Source organism: Streptomyces sp. NP-1717 (genome assembly GCF_022695985.1).
Lineage (GTDB): Bacteria > Actinomycetota > Actinomycetes > Streptomycetales > Streptomycetaceae > Streptomyces.
In genome coordinates this window covers 13,220-29,573 of record NZ_JAAPBF010000001.1, presented here as the reverse complement: position 1 = coordinate 29,573, position 16,354 = coordinate 13,220, and the positions used below count along the sequence as shown (strand labels likewise).

Below are 16,354 nucleotides of genomic sequence, written 5' to 3'. Positions count from 1 at the left end.
GGCCAACCCCGCGCGCGACACCCCCGGAACAGCGCTGGAATGGGCGGGTGACCGCACCTCCGGACGACTGCCTCGCACGCAACGACTGGATCTGCGGCGCCTATCTCACCAGCCGCAGGGGAATCCTCGGGGAAGCCGTCCTCCAGCACCTCCAGCTCACGGCCGTCGCCGTCCTCGCCGGGCTCGTGCTCGCCGTACCGCTCGCCGTCGCGGCCCGGCGGTGGCGCTGGGCATCCGCCCCGGTGCTCGGCCTCACCACCGTGCTCTACACGATCCCCTCGCTCGCGATGTTCTCGCTGCTGCTGCCCGTGTACGGGCTGTCCGCGTCGCTCGTCGTCGCCGGACTCGTCCTCTACTCGCTCACCCTGCTCGTTCGGAACATCCTGGCCGGGCTGCGCGCCGTCCCCGAAGAGACCCGGCAGGCCGCGCGCGGCATGGGATACGGACCGGTTCGACTGCTCCTCGCCGTCGAGATGCCGCTGGCGCTGCCCGCCGCCATGGCGGGCCTGCGCATCGCCACCGTCTCGGCCGTCTCCCTCGTCACCATCGGCGCGATCGTCGGCCACGGCGGACTCGGCAATCTCATCTACGCCGGGATGAACACCTTCTTCAAGGCGCAGGTGCTCACCGCGTCCGTCCTCTGTGTGATCATCGCGGTCCTCGCCGACCTGCTGCTGCTCGCGATCCAGCGGGCGCTCACCCCCTGGACGAGGCGGCCGAGGGGGCGGGGCGCGTGAACACCCTCGCCGACGCCTGGTCCTGGCTCACCAGCGCCTCCCACTGGTCCGGCTCCGACGGCATCTGGAACCGCCTCGGCGAACACCTCTTTCTCACCGTCGTCTGTCTGCTCATCAGCTGCGCCGTCGCGCTGCCCGTCGCACTCGTCCTCGGCCACCTCGGCAGGGGCGGCGCGTTGGCCGTCAACATCTCCAACACCGGCCGGGCCGTCCCCACCTTCGCCGTACTGGTCCTGCTGCTGCTCACCCCGATCGGGCAGCACGGCCAGTGGCCGACGATCATCGCGCTCGTCCTCTTCGCCGTCCCGCCGCTGCTCACCAACGCCTACGTCGGGATGAGCGGTGTGGACCCCGACGTCGTACGGGCCGCCCGGGGGATGGGCATGACGGGACGTCAGGTGCTGCGCCGGGTCGAACTGCCCCTGGCGGCGCCGCTGATCCTCACCGGTGTACGCGTCGCGGCCGTCCAACTCGTGGCCACCGCGACGATCGCCGCGCTGGTGGGCGGCGGCGGGCTCGGCAGGATCATCACGGCGGGGTTCAACCTGGCGTCCACGCCGATGGTCGTCGCGGGCGCGGTGCTCGTCGCGCTGTTCGCGCTCCTGGTCGAGGCGGTTTTCGAGGTGGCGCGGCGGCTGGCCCCGCGGTGGGTGAGGGAAGGCGCCGGATGAGCCCGCGCTTGAGGGCCTTCGGCGCACCCGTCGCGCCCGCTGTCGCCGCGCTCCTCGCGCTGGCCGCGACCGCCGCGGCCTGCGCCACCGGACCGTCCCTGGAGAACCAGGGCACGGTCACCGCCCCACCCGGCGACAGCAGGGACCTGACCGTCGGATCCGCCGGCTTCACCGAGAGCGACCTGCTGGCCCGGATGTACGCGATCCTGCTGGGCCGGGCGGGCTACCGCACCCGGATCCTCTCCGTCACCAACCGCGAGCTGTACGAACCCGCCCTGGAGAGCGGCCAGATCGACATCGTGCCGGAGTACGCCGCCACCTTCGCCGACTGGCTGAACGCCAAGGCCAACGGCGCCGACGCGAAGACCGTCGGCTCACCCGACCTGGACGCCACCATGAGGGTCCTGCGCGAACTGGCGGCGAAACGGGGGCTCGACGTACTGGACCCGGGCCGCGCCGTCGACCAGAACGCGTACGCGGTCAGCGCCGCGTACGCGAGGAAACACCGGCTCAGGACCCTCTCCGACCTCGGGCGCGCGGGGCTGCCCGTACGGCTGGCGGCGGGCGACGAGTGCGTGCGACGCGCCTACTGCGCACCGGGGTTGAGGAAGACGTACGGGATCCGTATCACCTCCCTCGACCCCAAGGGGCTGGGCACCACACCGTCCAAGCGGGCCGTGCAGAGCGGGCAGGACCAGATGGTGGTCACCACGACCACCGACGGGACGCTCGCCGCGTTCGGGCTCGTCGTCCTCACCGACGACAAGCACCTCCAGAACGCCGACCACATCGTGCCCGTCGTCAACCGGTCCCGGGCGGGCGGCGAGCGCGTGCGGAACACGCTCGACAAGCTCAACGCCGTGCTGACGACCGAGGATCTGAGGTCGATGAACGAGCAGGTCGACAGCTGGCGGCGGCTGCCCGAGGACGTCGCCGAGCGCTATCTGAGGAGCGAGGGGCTGATTCCCGCCGGATGAGGACCCGTTGGGCCGTCAGGCCCTCATCCGGCCCGGCAGCCAGGCAAGTTGGGCCTCTTCCTGGTACGCCTGGCCCCCCTCGTGGCCGTTGAACTCGTACACCTCGATCGTCCGGTCCTCGTGGGCGTAGACGTTGAAGGCCCCGAACACCGTCGACGGCGGACAGGTCTGGTCCTCCAGAGCCGCCGAGAACAGCGCCGGTGCCCGGCCGCGCGCCGCGAAGTGAACCCCGTCGAAGTAGCTGAGCGTCCGCCGGACCTGCTCGCCCCGGCGGCGGTAGGTGTTGAGGTACTTGCCCACCTCGCGGTAAGGGTCCCTGTCGGTGAGCGTCGTCGCCCGGGGGAAGTCGCACAGGAACGGCACGTCGGGCGAGATCGCCACCAGATCCGGTATCAGCCCGGCCACCGCCAGCGTGATCCCGCCGCCCTGGCTGCGGCCGATGGCGGCCGTGCGGGAGGCGTCGGCGAGCGGATGCGAGCGGGCGGCCTCCACCGCGCGGACCGCGTCGGTGAAGACACGGCGGTAGTAGAAGTCGTACGGATCCTCGATGCCCCGGGTGAGGAATCCGGGGAACGACGAGGCGCTGCCCACCGGGTCGGGGGTGTCGCCGCCGCCCCAGCCCGCCCCCTGCCCCCGCGTGTCCATCACGAAGTACGCGAAGCCCGCGGACGGCCAGAGCAGCCGGGCGAACGGCATGCCGCGCCCCCCGCCGTAGCCGACGAACTCGACCACCAGAGGCAGCGGTTCACGCGTCCCCGCCGGCACGACGAACCAGCCCTTGACCGGGTGGCCGCCGAAGCCGGCGAAGGTCACGTCGTACACCTCCACGGTCGACAGCCCCGTCGCGACAGGCGCGAAACGGGCGTCCAGATCGTGGGTGCGGGCCTCGGCGAGGGTCGTCGCCCAGAAGGCGTCGAAGTCGGCCGGTTCCACGGACCGGCTGCGGTAGCTCCGCAGCTCGTCGAGGGGGAGATCGAACAGGGCCATGTGCGGGATCACCTCTGGTTTCGCGGGCGGACGATCACACCGTACGGCCCGCCTCACCGCCGCAGAAGAGCCGGTGAGGCTCCGGAGGCGAGTCAAAGAGGTGTGCGGAACAAGTCCGGCTCGATCTATTGACCGGCGCCGTCCGAAGGTCCACAGTACTCGCTAATGCGCATAACTAATACGCATTAACGATCCGGAGGAACACGGTGGAGGAACCCAGGAAGCGGGCCCGGCCGGGCCGGACCCCCGCACCCGCGGGCCGGACGTCACGGCCGCGCCAGGCCGAGGTCGCCAGACTCGCCGGGGTCTCGCAGGCCACGGTCTCGCTGGTGCTCGGGGCGCGGAAGCAGGGCGCCACGATCTCCGAGGAGACCCGGCGCAAGGTGCTGGACGCGGTACGCATCCTCGGCTACGTCCCCGACCCGGCGGCCAGCCGGCTGGCCGCCGCCCGCAACAACCTGCTCGGGGTCTTCAGCTTCACGTCCACCTTCCCGACCGACGTGCAGCACTCGTACTACCCGTTCCTCGTCGGCGTCGAGCAGGAGGCGGCGGCACGCGGGTACGACCTGGTGCTCTTCACCGGCTCCAGCACGGGCGGCGCGGGGGCCTCCGGACCGCACGCCCTGGGCCGTGTACGGCTCGCCGACGGCTGCCTCTTCCTCGGCCGCCACGCCCCCGCCGGTGAACTGCTGCGGCTGGTCGCCGACGGCTTCCCCGTGGTCCACCTCGGCCGGCGGGACGAACTGGAAGGGCTGGCCTGGGTCGGCGCCGACTACGTCAGCGCCAGCCAGGAGGTCGTCGCGCACCTCGCCGCGCTCGGCCACCGGCGGATCGTGCTCGTACGGGAGGACGACGACGCCCCCGCGTCCACCGACCGTGAGCACGGCTTCCTCAAGGGCCTGGAGGAGGCGGGGCTGCCCGGCGGCCCGGACGCCGTCTTCCGCTCCGCCGACCCGGAGCACGACCTCACCGCCGCACGGCTGCGCGGCTGGCTCGACGACGGCGTGACCGCGTTCGTCGCCGAGGAGACCGACACCGGCGACGCCTGGCGCGCGCTGCACGGCGCCGCGCACTTCGTCGGTATCGACTGCCCGCGCGACGCCTCGCTCGCGCTGCTCGGCAGCCCGCCGCCGGACCTGTCGGACGGGCCGGTGCCCACCGGATTCGACATCCCCCGACCGCAGTTGGGCGCCGCCGCCGTACGGATGCTCGCCGCGCTGGTCGCGGGGGAGCAGGCCACGGAACCGCTCGTCGCCTGCGCCTTCAGGCCCGGCACGACGGCGGCGCCACCACCCGCCCACCTCTGACCCGCCCACCGGGCACCCACCGCACCGACCGCACACCGCGACAACCGCACCAGGAACCACACAGCTATTCAAGGAGACCCGTGACATCCGCACCCGACATCCTCATCGTGGGCTCCGGACTCGGCGGCGTGGCCGCCGCACTGGCCGCCTGCCGTGCCGGACGCACCGTCGTCCTCACCGAGGAGACGGACTGGATCGGCGGCCAGCTCACCTCCCAGGCCGTCCCGCCGGACGAGCACCCGTGGGTCGAGCAGTTCGGCACCACCGCCTCCTACCGCACCCTGCGCCAATCCATCAGGGACCACTACCGGCGGTGGTACCCGCTGCGCTCCGAGGCGCTGGCCCTCACCGACCTCAACCCGGGCGCGGGCCGCGTCAGCAAGCTCTGCCACGAACCGCGCGTCGCCCTCGCGGTGATGGAGGCGATGCTCGCCCCGCACCGCTCGTCGGGCCGGCTCACGCTCCTGACCGAGCACTGCGCGGTCGCCGCCGAGGCGGGCGACGACGACACCGTACGGTCGGTCACGCTCACCGATCTGCGCGACGGCACCCGCCGTACTATCGCCGCCCGTTACGTCATCGACGCGACCGAGACCGGTGAACTGCTCGAACTCGCCGGTGTCGAGCACGCGATCGGCGCCGAGGCACGGAGCGAGTACGACGAGCCGCACGCCCCCGACGAGGCACAGCCCCTCAACCAGCAGGGCATCACGGTGTGTTTCGCGCTCTCCCACCACGAGGGCGAGGACCACACCATCGAGCGGCCGGCCGACTACGACTTCTGGCGGAGCTACCAGCCGGACTTCTGGCCCGGACCGCTGCTCGGTTTCCTCGCGCCCGACCCCCGCACCCTTCAGGCCGTACCGCGCACCTTCGTCCCCAACCCGGACCTCGACCCGCTCGACGTCACCGCCGACCAGTCGGCCGACGCGGGCGACAAGGAACTGTTCGGCTTCCGCCGGATCCTCGCCCGCAAGCTGCACCGGCCCGGCGCGTTCGACTCCGACATCACGCTCGTCAACTGGCCCCTGAACGACTACTGGCTCAAGCCCCTGATCGGCGGCGGCGAGGAGACGTCGGCCGCCGCGCTCGCCGAGGCGCGCCAGCTGTCGCTGTCCGTCCTGTACTGGCTCCAGACCGAGGCGCCCCGCGCCGACGGCGGCCAGGGATTCCCCGGGCTGCGGCTGCGCCCCGACGTCACCGGCACGCGCGACGGGCTGGCCAAGGCGCCGTACGTACGCGAGTCGCGCCGTATCAAGGCGGTCACCACCGTCACCGAGCACGACGTCGCGATCGACATCGTCGGACCCTACGGCGGCACCCGCTACCGGGACTCCGTCGGCGTCGGCAACTACCGCATCGACCTGCACCCCTCGACCGGCGGCGACAACTACATCGACATCGGCTCGGTGCCCTTCGAGATCCCCCTCGGCGCCCTCGTACCGCGCCGCGTCCGCAATCTGCTGCCCGCCGGAAAGAACATCGGCACCACCCACATCACCAACGGCTGCTACCGGCTCCACCCGGTGGAATGGAACATCGGCGAGGTCGCGGGCGCACTGGCCGCGCACTGCGTCGCCGAGGGCGTCGAACCGCACCAGGTCCAGGCCGAGGACAAGCGGTTCGACCAATTCGCCCGGCTGCTCGACCGCGAAGGAGTTCAGCGCCACTGGCCGGACGTACGCGGCTACTGACAGAGCCGCCACTCACGCGGCGGCCGTTCACAGCAGTTCACAGAACGACAACGGCGGCGGACAGCCGGGCAGGAGCAGCTCCACCTGCCCCGCCCGGCCTCACCGCCCGCGCCATGCCCACCCTGCACAAGGAGGTGCCCAAGCCATGAACACCCACCGCATCCGCGTCGGCATCGACGTGGGCGGAACCTTCACCGACGCCGTGGCCGTAGACGCCACGACCCTGCGACTTCTGGGGCAGGTGAAGGTCCCCACCAGCCACCATCACGAGGACGGCGTCGCCCACGGCATCGTCGAAGCTCTCGACCGCCTGCTGGAACAGACCGGACACGCCCCGAAGGACGTGGCCTTCCTGGCCCACGGCACGACCCAGGCTACCAACGCCCTGCTGGAGGGCGACGTCGCCACCGTCGGTCTGATCGGCATCGGCGCCGGTCCGAGCGCCGCGTTCACCCGCAGGCTGGCCGCCTTCCGGAAGCTCGAACTCACCCCCGGCAAACGGCTTCCGCTCGCCTACGCCCATGTCGCCGACCCGGACGACGCGCCCGCCGTACGCGCCGCCGTCGACGCGGTCGTCCAGGAAGGCGCCCAGGCCGTCGTCACCAGCCAGCCGTTCAGCGTCGACCGCCCCGAGGGCGAGGACGCGGTCGTCGCCGCCGCCGGGGAGCGGGGACTGCCCACGACCGCCGCGCACGAGATCACCTCGCTGTACGGGCTCCACAAGCGCACCCGGACCGCCGTCGTGAACGCCGCGATCCTGCCCCGCATGCTCGCCACCGCCGATCTCGTCGACACCTCCATCGTCAAGGCGGGCGTGAGCGCGCCGCTGATGGTGATGCGCTGCGACGGGGGAGTGATGTCGCTGGACGAGATGCGGCGCAGGCCGCTGCTGACGGTGCTGTCCGGACCGGCGGCGGGTGTCGCCGGCGCGCTCATGCAGGAGCGCGTCAGCGAGGGCCTGTTCCTGGAGACCGGCGGCACGTCCACCGACATCAGCGTCGTACGGCGCGGCAAGGTCGCCGTCCGGCACGCCACCATCCTCGGCAAGACGTCGTACCTGTCGGCGCTCGACGTGCGGACCGTCGGTGTCGGCGGCGGCTCCATGGTCCGCATCGGCGGCGGCAAGGTCACCGGCGCCGGACCGCGCAGCGCGCACATCGCCGGGCTGCCGTACGCCTGTTACGCGACACTCGACGACCTGCGGGACGCGAAGGTCACCACGATCCGGCCGATGGACGACGACCCCGCCGACTACGCCGTGCTCGACGCCGCCGGGGGACGCTTCGCGATCACCATGACGTGCGCGGCCAACGCGCTCGGCCGGGTCCCGGAAGGGGACTTCGCCCACTGCGACCCGGCCGTGGCGAAGGCCGCGATCGAACCCCTGGCGGCCACGCTCGGCACCGACGTCGCCACGGCGGCGGCCCGCGTCCTGGACGCCGGCACCGACCAGGTGAAGTCCGTGGTCGACGCGATGATCCGCGACTACCGCCTCGACAAGGACACCGCCGTGCTCGTCGGCGGCGGCGGAGGCGCGGCCGCCGTCACCCCGCACCTCGCGGCCGTCTCCGGCCAGGAGGGCAGGATCGCCCGCCACAACGAGGTCATCAGCCCCATCGGTGTCGCCCTCGCTCTCATCCGTGAGCAGGTCGAACGCATCATCCCCGGCGCCGGGCAGGAACAGATCCTCGCCGTCCGGGCCGAGGCCGAGGCCGCCGTGGTCGCCCAGGGCGCCGCCGCCGACGGTGTCGAGGTGGAGGTCACCGTCGACCCGCAGACCAGCACCGTGCGGGCCGTCGCGACCGGCGCCACCGAACTGCGCACGCAGGACCGTGCCCACCGGGCCGACGACGCCGACCGGCTGCGCGCCGCCGCCGAGAGCCTCAAGACCGACCCGGCGTCGGTGCGCGTGCTCGCGGGCACCCCCGCGCACACCGTCTACGGCACCGACGTGCGCCGCCGGTTCCGCGCGGACCGCCACCCCGTGCGGGTCGTGGACGCCGACGGGGTCGTACGGCTCCACGCGCCGGACGCCCATGTCGAGACCACGACCGTCGGCCGCGCCCCCGAAGTCCTCGCCGGGCTGGTCAAGGACGCCACGTCGTACGGCGACGGCGGCGTCCGCGCCCCCGCCCTGCGGCTCCTCCTCGGCTCCCGGATCGCCGACCTCTCCGGCGTACTCGATCCGCAGCCCCTGCTGGCGCTCGCCCGCAGCGAACTGCGCGCACGCGCCGCCGACGAACCCGTCGTCGCCGTGCTGGAGGTGCGGTCATGACCGCCTCGCTGCTCGACCGTGTCCGGCCGGGGACGCTCGAAGAACTCGACGCGCTCGTGGCGACCGACGACATCGAGTTCGGCGTCCGGCTGCTCGCGAACACCCCCACGCACGAGGGCCGCGACCCCGGGCGCCTGCGCCGATGGGCGCGTACCGCCGACGAGTTCGGCGCCGCACTCGCCCATGTCGAACCCACCGCACGCGTCGTGGAGCGCGGCGACGGCCTCGCGAAAGGTCTCCTCGCCCGCTACACCTCCCGGCCGGTCCCGACCGTCGAACTGTTCACCGACACCCTGGCCCTCGCCGAGGAGTTGACCGACCGGCTCGGCTGGCGCCACTGGTATCCCGCCGGTTCGGTACGCGCGGCGGCGATCGCCCACGAGGCCGTGCACGAACAGCTCCACCACGGCCCGGCGAAGACGGCCCTGAAGCGGTCGCTCGGCCATGTCGTGCTCCGCGCCGGACGCCACCGTCTCCACGGCCATGTCGCGGGCGCCGACGAGATCGCCGCCCATGCCTACGCCCGCACCGTATGCGGCCTCGGCCGCAGCCCGCTCATGCTGACGGCCGCCCTCGCCGCCGTGGCCGAACCGCAGCACGGGACCCCGCAGAGGCCCTCGCACGGAAGAAAGAAGTAACGCCATGGGCGTCGTCATCCTTCTCGTCATGGCGGCCGGTGTCGCCGCGATGCTCACCCGCAGACTCCCCACCGCCTTCGCCCTCGTCATCCTGGCCGTCGCCATCGCCTTCCTCGCGGGCGCCCCGCTGACCGGCGAGAACAGCGTCCTGGACACGGTCATCCAGGAGGGCGCGCCGGCCCTCGCCGCCACGATGATCGCGATCCTGCTGGGCTCCTGGCTCGGCAAACTCCTCGACGAGACCGGCATCGCGGGCACCCTCGTCCGCAAGATCGTCGAGTTCGGCGGCGACCGCCCGGTCGTGGTCGCCCTCGGGGTACTCGGCGTCTCCACCCTCGTCGGTACGGTCACGGGCTCGGCGCCCGCCGCGATGCTCGCCGGGATCATAGGCATCCCCGCCATGATCGCCGTCGGCATCCCCAAGGTCACCGCCGCCGGCACGATCCTGATGGGCATCGCCGCGGGCATGCCCTTCGAACTGCCCATCTGGCAGTTCTTCTCGACCGCGCTCGAACTGCCCGTCGAGACGGTGCGCGGCTTCATGCTGAAGCTGTTCCCGTTCGCCCTGGCCGCCGCCGTCCTCTTCGTCCTCATCGAGACGCGGCGGCGCGGCGTCGAACACGCCTGGTCGCTCAAGTCCGCCTCCGCGAAGCCCGCTTCACGCCGCAAGCAGCTCGGCGACGCACCGTGGTACGCGCTCCTCACCCCGCTCGTCCCACTGGTCCTCGCTCTCGGCTTCGAGATCCCGATCCTGCCGTCGATGCTGGCCGGTGTCCTGTACGCGCTGTTCACCACCACCCGGCCGGGCGAGATGAACAAGCGGCTGCTGCGCACCCTGTACGGCGGTTTCGAGATCGCGGCGGCGCCGATCGTGCTGTTCATCGCCATCGGAATCCTGCTGGCCGCGGTGAAGCTGCCCGGCGCGGTGGAGGCGCTGGAGCCGCTGATCAAGGCGGTCAGCCCGCAGAACCCGGTGCTGTTCGTCGTGGTCTTCACCCTGCTCGTGCCGCTCTGCCTCTACCGGGGACCGCTGAACGTCTTCGGCCTCGGCGCCGGAATCGCCGGTGTCCTCATCGCCGCCGGCATCTACCCGGCCGTCGCGGTACTGGGGCTGGCCACCTCGTACAACCAGGTCTTCGGTGTGTCGGACCCGACCAGCACCCAGACCGTATGGAGCGCCCAGTACAGCGGGGTCACACCGCAGCAGGTGATGGTGCGGACCCTGCCGTACGTCTGGGCTGTCGCCCTCGGCGGATTCTGCGTCACCGCCGCCACCTATCTGTGATCTCTCAACTCCCGGAACGGAGAACGACATGACACAGCACGACAGCAACGCGCACCGGCACGAGACGTCCGAGCCGCGGAACCCCGGCCGGCGGATGTTCCTGCGCGCGGCGGCGGCGACCGCGGCGGTGGCCTCAGGCGTGGCCGCCACCGGCGCGGCGGCGGGCAGCGCCGCCGCGGCTCCCGCCGGGGCCGCCCCCGCCCCCGCGGCGGCGCCCGGCGGATTCCCCGACTACCGCTATCTCAAGACCCTCCTGACGCCCTCCCAGCTCAAGTACAACCCCACCGGCGAGATCATCTTCCCGTGCATCCGGGGCGTCTACGACAAACTGGCCAATCCGCTGGGCCGTTACTACCTCTACTACGGTCCGCACGACGCGCCCGGCGGTATCTGCCTGGCCTACGGCGACTCCCTGGAAGGGCCGTTCACCGAGTACACCGCCAACCCGATCGTCTCCAACAACTGGCAGCCGCACTACAAGGTCAGCCACGTCGCCTCACCGCACGTCATCTGGCGGGCGGACCTCAAGGAGCTGTGGCTCTACTTCCACGGCGAGAACGGCACGACCCGCCTCGCCCGTTCCAGGGACGGGATCACCTTCACGTACGACAAGGTGGTCCTCACCACCGCGATGATGCCCGCCGGCAGTACCGAGACCTCGTACGCCCGTGTCTTCGCGCACGAACTGCCCTCGCGCGGCGCGCACTACGTGATGCTCTTCATGCTGAACAACACGTCCAACCACCGTGACATCGCCTGGGGTTGGTCGAGCGACGGCCGCAACTGGACCTTCGACCAGACGCCGCTCGTCCGCCACTCCGACGTCGGCGCGAACAACATCGGCGGGCCGCACCTGCTCAGCCGCGGCGGCAGCACGTACGTCGTCTACAACAACAGCAAGGAGAACGGCGGCAATCTGCTGATCACCGAGGTCGGCAACGACTTCGGCCGCCGCAACCACCTCGGTCTGTTCTACGACTCCGCCAACACCGCGCCCGACAACGGGCGCAGCGCCGCGCCGAGCTTCGGGACCGACCGCGGTGTGCCGTACATGGTCTACGAGGCGGGCGAACGGCTCAAGGGCTCGATCGCCGTCGCACGGGGCTGAACCGTCGTCGCCGGGCGGGGTCCTTGCCACACACCCCCGCCCGGCGGCACGGGCATGTCCTACGCGTCCGCCACCGAGTCGAACCCGACCTCGCCGCGCGCGATCCCGTGCGCGTCCGCGCCCACCGCCCGGCGCAGCGCCTCGTGCAGCTTCGCCGGCGTCAGCACACCCGCGAACCGTGAACCGTCCACCACCGCCACCCACCCCGCGTCATGCTGGAGCATCTCGCCGAACGCCTGCTTCAGCGGCGCCCCGACCGGCACCCGGGCCTCCATACGGCGCGCCGTGTCACCCACCGTCCCGTACCCGTCCGTGCTCTCCAGCGCCCGCGCCGACACCCAGCCGTGCAGCTCACCGCCCCCGTTCAGCACCACCGCCCAGCGCGCGCCCTCCTCGCGCAGCCGCCGCGCCGCGTTCGCGGCCGGCTCGTCGAGCCGCGCCACCGGCGGCTGCTCCAGGTCGGCCGGCTCGATCGTGGTGACCGACAGCCGTTTCAGCCCCCGGTCGGCGCCGACGAACTCCGCGACGTACGGGGTGGCCGGTCTGCCGAGCACGGCGGCCGGGGTGTCGTACTGCTCGACGCGCCCCTCCCCGTACACCGCGACGCGGTCGCCCATCCGCACCGCCTCCTCGATGTCGTGCGTGACCATGAGCACCGTCTTGCGGACCGTCGCCTGAAGCCTCAGGAACTCGTTCTGGAGGCGCTCGCGCACCACCGGGTCCACCGCGCCGAACGGCTCGTCCATCAGCAGCACCGGCAGATCGGCGGCCAGCGCGCGTGCCACCCCCACCCGCTGACGCTGCCCGCCCGACAACTGCGCCGGGTAGCGCGGCCCGTACCGCTTCGGATCGAGACCCACCAGGTCCAGCAGCTCGGCGGCCCGCTCGCGCGCCCTGGACCGCTTCCAGCCGGTCAGGGCGGGCACGGTCGCGGTGTTGTCGAGAACCGTGCGGTGCGGAAAGAGCCCCACCTGCTGGATGACATAGCCGATACGGCGGCGCAGCCTCACCGGGTCCACGGTGGAGATGTCGTCCCCGGCCACCAGGATGCGCCCCGAGGTGGGCTCGATCAGCCGGTTCACCATCATCATCGTGGTGGTCTTGCCGCAGCCGGAGGGGCCGACCAGCGTCACCAGCTCGCCTTCGCCGACCTCGAAGGACAGGTCGGCGACGGCTGCCGTACCGTCCGGGTAGACCTTGCCCACCTGCTCGAACCGGATCATGCGCCCACGCTAGGAGCGGGCGCGGACCTCCGCACACGGGCAGCGGCCGAACGGTCGCGGTCCGCCCACGGACCAGTACGGAACACCGCACCGAACCAGGAGCACCGTTGACCAGCTACCGCCAGCCCGGCGTCACCCTCACCGACCACCGCTTCTCGGTCCCGCTCGACCACGCGAACCCGTCGGGGGAGCGGATAGAACTGTACGGCCGCGAGGCCGTGGCCACCGCGAAGGCCGGCGCCGACCTGCCATGGTTGCTCTACCTGGAAGGCGGACCCGGCTTCGGCGCCCGCCGCTTCACCGGCAGGCAGGCATGGCTCGGGCGTGCCCTGGAGGACTTCCGGGTGCTCTTCCTCGACCAGCGCGGCACCGGCCTCTCCACGCCCGCCAACCGCCAGACGCTCCCGGCGCGCGGCGACGCCCGGCAACAGGCCGACTACCTCGCCCACTTCAGGTCCGACAACATCGTGCGGGACTGCGAGGTGGTCAGGCGCGAGGTCACCGGCGGCGCCCCGTGGACCCTCCTCGGCCAGAGCTTCGGCGGTTTCTGCGCCGTCCGCTATCTCTCGACCGCGCCCGAGGGACTGCGTACCGTACTGATCACCGGCGGCCTGCCCTCGCTCGGCGGCGGCCCCGACGACGTCTACCGCGCCGCCTACCCGCGCATCGAACGCAAGGTGGCCGCGCACTACGCCCGCTACCCGCAGGACGTCGAACAGGCACGGCGGATCGCCGGACACATCGCCGAGCACCACCCCGTCCTGCCGAACGGCTACACCCTCACGCCCGAGGCGTTCCAGTCCCTCGGCATCCTCCTCGGCGTCGGCGACGGCACCCACCAGCTGCACTACCTCCTGGAGAACGCGTTCGTCTCCACCCCCGGCGGCCCCCAGCTGTCCGACACTTTCCAGGAGAGCGTCGCCGCCCGGCTCTCGTTCGCCGGGCACCCCCTGTACGCGCTCGTCCACGAGGCGATCTACGCCCAGGACGGCCGGCCCACCGCCTGGTCGGCCGAGCGGGTACGCGCCGAGTTCCCCCGCTTCGACGCGGCCCGGACCCTCGCCGGTGACACGCCGCTGCTCTTCACCGGCGAGACCATCCACCCCTGGCACTTCACCGCCGACCCGGCGCTGCGCCCGCTGCGCGAGACCGCCGAGCTGCTGGCCGCCCGCACGGACTGGCCCGCGCTGTACGACCCCGACCGGCTGGCCGCCAACGAGGTCCCGGTCGCCGCCGCCGTCTACCACGACGACATGTACGTCGAGACCGCCCACTCGCTTCAGACGGCACGCGCCGTCCGGGGACTGCGCACCTGGGTCACCGACGAGTACGAGCACGACGGCGTCCGCGCCTCGGGCCCACGGGTGCTCGACCGGCTGCTGGCCCTGGCACACGACGAGATCTGACCGGCGCCCCGGCCGCGGGCGCACCCGCCCGGGGCCGCGCGGGACCTACCCTGCGGACATGACTGATACGACCGGACAGCTCGCCCCCATGCCCGCCGACTGGCGGCGCGCCCTCGCCGTGGTCGCGCACCCGGACGACCTGGAGTACGGCTGCTCGGCCGCCGTCGCCGTGTGGACCGACGAGGGCCGTGAGATCACCTATCTCCTCGCGACCCGGGGTGAGGCGGGTATCGACACGGTCGACCCCGTCACCGCGGCCCCGCTGCGCGAGCGGGAGCAGCGGGCGAGCGCGGCCGTCGTCGGTGTGTCCGAGGTGGTCTTCCTGGACCACCGGGACGGGGTGATCGAGGAAGGGCTCGCGCTGCGCCGGGACATCGCGGCGGCCATCCGCCGCCACCGCCCCGAACTCGTCATCACCCTCAACCACCGTGACACCTGGGGCGGCACCGCCTGGAACACCCCGGACCACCGCGCCGTCGGGCGCGCCACGCTCGACGCCGCCGGTGACGCGGGGAACCGGTGGATCTTCCCCGAACTGGCCGAGCAGGGGCTCCAGCCGTGGGACGGGGTGCGCTGGGTGGCCGTCGCCGGCTCCGCCACCCCGACCCACGCCGTCGACGCGACGGCCGGGCTGGAACGCTCCGTACAGTCGCTGCTCGAACACCGCAGCTATATCGAGGTGCTGACGGACGAGGACCCCGAGGCGTACTGCCGTACGTTCCTCACGGCCAACGCACAGGGGATGGCCGCGCGGTTCGGCGGACGGCCCGCGGTGGCCTTCGAGGTCTTCGGCCGCTGACACGGCGCCCCGCCGGTTGCCTTTTCCTCTGGTTTTGGTGGTTTCGCAGCACGGTGGGCGCATCTCTCCCGTGATGTGGTTACCGGATGGAGAGACGGGCGCGACGGGCGCGGCGGAGAAGGACCGGTGACATGGACGAGGGGCACTCCCGTATCCAGCAGTACCCCTGGTTGCCCCCGGTGCTGCTCGTCGGTTCCGTCGGCCTCGAACTGGTGACACCCAAGATCGTCAGCGGCGCCGCGCTGATCGCCGTCGCCGCCATGGCGGCGGCCATCAGCGGCACGTTCCGCTACACCCTGATGATCGTGGCCGTCGGTATCGGGCTCACCAGCGTCTCCGCGATCCAGAGTCACCACGGCTACGCGTCCGCGACCGTGCAGCTTCTGGAGATCGTGATCGCCTCGGCTCTCGCGCTGGCCGTCCGGCGCATGCTCGACAGCCAGAGCGCGAAGTTCTCCGTCGTCAGATCCACCGCCGAGCAACTCCAGCGGGCCGTGCTGCCGCCGCTGCCCAGGATCGCAGGCCCGATGGCCGTCGCCTGCCGCTACGAGGCCGCGGACGCCGCCGCCCGGATCGGCGGCGACCTCTACGCCGTGGAGGAGACGCCCTTCGGGCTCCGGCTGCTCATCGCCGACGTGCGCGGCAAGGGCCTCGGGGCCGTGTCCGCCGTCTCCATCATCGTCGGCGCGTTCCGGGAGCGCGCCGAGTCCGAGCCCGATCTGGTGGAGCTCGCGAAACGGCTCGACCGTGCCGTCGTCCGTTCCGTCGAGCAGTACTCCGACCCGTTCGCCGTCGACGCCGCCGAGGCGTTCGCCACCGCGCTCCTGGTCGAGATCGACCGGCGCGGCACCACCGTGCGGCTGCTGAGCTGCGGCCATCCCGCCCCCTATCTCGTACGCGACGGCGAGGTGCGCCGGCTGGACACCGGCCAGGCGACGCCGCCGCTGGGCATGCGTGACCTCGCGCCCGGCATCGGCGGGACCCGCTCGTACGACTTCCCCGTCGGCGCCGCCCTGCTCTGTGTGACGGACGGAGTGACCGAGGCGCGGAACGCGGCCGGGGTCTTCTACGACCCCCGCACCGAGCTGAAGCCGGTCCCGGGCGGGGATCCCGAGCGGCTGATCGGGGCCCTGTTCTCGTCGGTCGGCCGGTGGACGAAGGGCGGACGCGACGACGACATGGCGGTGCTCGCCGTCGCACGCTACGACGCCGACGAGCCTGTTCCCCCCGGACAAGCGACCGCTTAG

Annotated in this window: 14 protein-coding genes; 12 read left to right on the top strand and 2 right to left on the bottom strand. The window is 72.2% G+C overall.

The genetic code is table 11. The features are described 5' to 3' along the window. The first annotated feature begins 47 nt into the window (after nt 1-47). The 3 genes from GXP76_RS00135 to GXP76_RS00125 are packed head-to-tail and all read left to right on the top strand — an operon-like array spanning nt 48 to nt 2,385. On the top strand, nt 48-737 hold the full coding sequence (locus GXP76_RS00135; RefSeq protein ID WP_242569289.1) for an ABC transporter permease: 690 nt from the start codon (nt 48-50) through the stop codon (nt 735-737). Continuing rightward, nucleotides 734-1,408, top strand: a complete 675-nt coding sequence (locus GXP76_RS00130) for an ABC transporter permease (RefSeq protein ID WP_242569288.1) — start codon at nt 734-736, stop codon at nt 1,406-1,408. The genes GXP76_RS00135 and GXP76_RS00130 overlap by 4 nt, the downstream gene beginning before the upstream one ends. Continuing rightward, nucleotides 1,405-2,385: an ABC transporter substrate-binding protein gene (locus GXP76_RS00125; protein WP_242569287.1), complete on the top strand. Its 981-nt coding sequence runs from the start codon at nt 1,405-1,407 to the stop codon at nt 2,383-2,385. Before GXP76_RS00130 ends, GXP76_RS00125 begins: the two co-directional genes overlap by 4 nt. Before the next feature lie 15 nt (nt 2,386-2,400). Here GXP76_RS00125 and GXP76_RS00120 read toward each other — a convergent pair whose 3' ends face one another. Next, entirely contained in the window at nt 2,401-3,372 is a 972-nt protein-coding gene (locus tag GXP76_RS00120; protein WP_242569286.1) for an acetylxylan esterase, read from the bottom strand. 206 nt (nt 3,373-3,578) lie between these two features. On the opposite strand from GXP76_RS00120, the gene GXP76_RS00115 reads away from it, so the two are divergent. The 6 genes from GXP76_RS00115 to GXP76_RS00090 all read left to right on the top strand — a co-directional run bounded on the left by GXP76_RS00115 (nt 3,579) and on the right by GXP76_RS00090 (nt 11,679). Then, nucleotides 3,579-4,679: a LacI family DNA-binding transcriptional regulator gene (locus GXP76_RS00115; protein WP_242569285.1), complete on the top strand. Its 1,101-nt coding sequence runs from the start codon at nt 3,579-3,581 to the stop codon at nt 4,677-4,679. 80 nt (nt 4,680-4,759) lie between these two features. Then, nucleotides 4,760-6,373, top strand: coding sequence for an FAD-dependent oxidoreductase (locus GXP76_RS00110; protein ID WP_242569284.1), 1,614 nt, complete (start codon nt 4,760-4,762; stop codon nt 6,371-6,373). A gap of 145 nt (nt 6,374-6,518) precedes the next feature. Next, a complete protein-coding gene (locus GXP76_RS00105) occupies nt 6,519-8,648 on the top strand; it encodes a hydantoinase/oxoprolinase family protein (RefSeq protein ID WP_242569283.1) in 2,130 nt (709 codons plus the stop codon). Next, the gene (locus GXP76_RS00100) at nt 8,645-9,286 is read left to right on the top strand and encodes a hypothetical protein (RefSeq protein WP_242569282.1); all 642 of its coding nucleotides are present in this window, start codon (nt 8,645-8,647) and stop codon (nt 9,284-9,286) included. Before GXP76_RS00105 ends, GXP76_RS00100 begins: the two co-directional genes overlap by 4 nt. A gap of 4 nt (nt 9,287-9,290) precedes the next feature. Then, nucleotides 9,291-10,571 (top strand): TRAP transporter large permease subunit, encoded by a 1,281-nt coding sequence (locus GXP76_RS00095; RefSeq protein ID WP_242569281.1) that lies wholly within the window; start codon nt 9,291-9,293, stop codon nt 10,569-10,571. 28 nt (nt 10,572-10,599) lie between these two features. Continuing rightward, the gene (locus GXP76_RS00090; RefSeq protein WP_242569280.1) at nt 10,600-11,679 is read left to right on the top strand and encodes a hypothetical protein; all 1,080 of its coding nucleotides are present in this window, start codon (nt 10,600-10,602) and stop codon (nt 11,677-11,679) included. A gap of 59 nt (nt 11,680-11,738) precedes the next feature. Here the strand turns inward: GXP76_RS00090 and GXP76_RS00085 are convergent, their stop codons facing one another. Next, nucleotides 11,739-12,902: an ATP-binding cassette domain-containing protein gene (locus GXP76_RS00085; protein WP_242569279.1), complete on the bottom strand. Its 1,164-nt coding sequence runs from the start codon at nt 12,900-12,902 to the stop codon at nt 11,739-11,741. Nucleotides 12,903-13,009: 107 nt separating this feature from the next. Here GXP76_RS00085 and GXP76_RS00080 point away from each other — a divergent pair, with 107 nt between their 5' ends. The 3 genes from GXP76_RS00080 to GXP76_RS00070 all read left to right on the top strand — a co-directional run bounded on the left by GXP76_RS00080 (nt 13,010) and on the right by GXP76_RS00070 (nt 16,354). After that, nucleotides 13,010-14,308: an alpha/beta fold hydrolase gene (locus GXP76_RS00080; protein ID WP_242569278.1), complete on the top strand. Its 1,299-nt coding sequence runs from the start codon at nt 13,010-13,012 to the stop codon at nt 14,306-14,308. A 58-nt stretch (nt 14,309-14,366) separates the two neighbouring features. Next, a complete protein-coding gene (locus GXP76_RS00075) occupies nt 14,367-15,107 on the top strand; it encodes a PIG-L deacetylase family protein (RefSeq protein WP_242569277.1) in 741 nt (246 codons plus the stop codon). A gap of 131 nt (nt 15,108-15,238) precedes the next feature. Then, nucleotides 15,239-16,354, top strand: a complete 1,116-nt coding sequence (locus GXP76_RS00070) for a PP2C family protein-serine/threonine phosphatase (RefSeq protein WP_242569276.1) — start codon at nt 15,239-15,241, stop codon at nt 16,352-16,354.

Coding starts and splice junctions, on each gene's coding strand:
- GXP76_RS00085 (WP_242569279.1), bottom strand. CDS start 12,902: ATGATCCGGTTCGAGCAGGTGGGCAAGGTCTACCCGGACGGTACGGCA.
- GXP76_RS00105 (WP_242569283.1), top strand. CDS start 6,519: ATGAACACCCACCGCATCCGCGTCGGCATCGACGTGGGCGGAACCTTC.
- GXP76_RS00100 (WP_242569282.1), top strand. CDS start 8,645: ATGACCGCCTCGCTGCTCGACCGTGTCCGGCCGGGGACGCTCGAAGAA.
- GXP76_RS00120 (WP_242569286.1), bottom strand. CDS start 3,372: ATGGCCCTGTTCGATCTCCCCCTCGACGAGCTGCGGAGCTACCGCAGC.
- GXP76_RS00090 (WP_242569280.1), top strand. CDS start 10,600: ATGACACAGCACGACAGCAACGCGCACCGGCACGAGACGTCCGAGCCG.
- GXP76_RS00125 (WP_242569287.1), top strand. CDS start 1,405: ATGAGCCCGCGCTTGAGGGCCTTCGGCGCACCCGTCGCGCCCGCTGTC.
- GXP76_RS00075 (WP_242569277.1), top strand. CDS start 14,367: ATGACTGATACGACCGGACAGCTCGCCCCCATGCCCGCCGACTGGCGG.
- GXP76_RS00070 (WP_242569276.1), top strand. CDS start 15,239: ATGGACGAGGGGCACTCCCGTATCCAGCAGTACCCCTGGTTGCCCCCG.
- GXP76_RS00095 (WP_242569281.1), top strand. CDS start 9,291: ATGGGCGTCGTCATCCTTCTCGTCATGGCGGCCGGTGTCGCCGCGATG.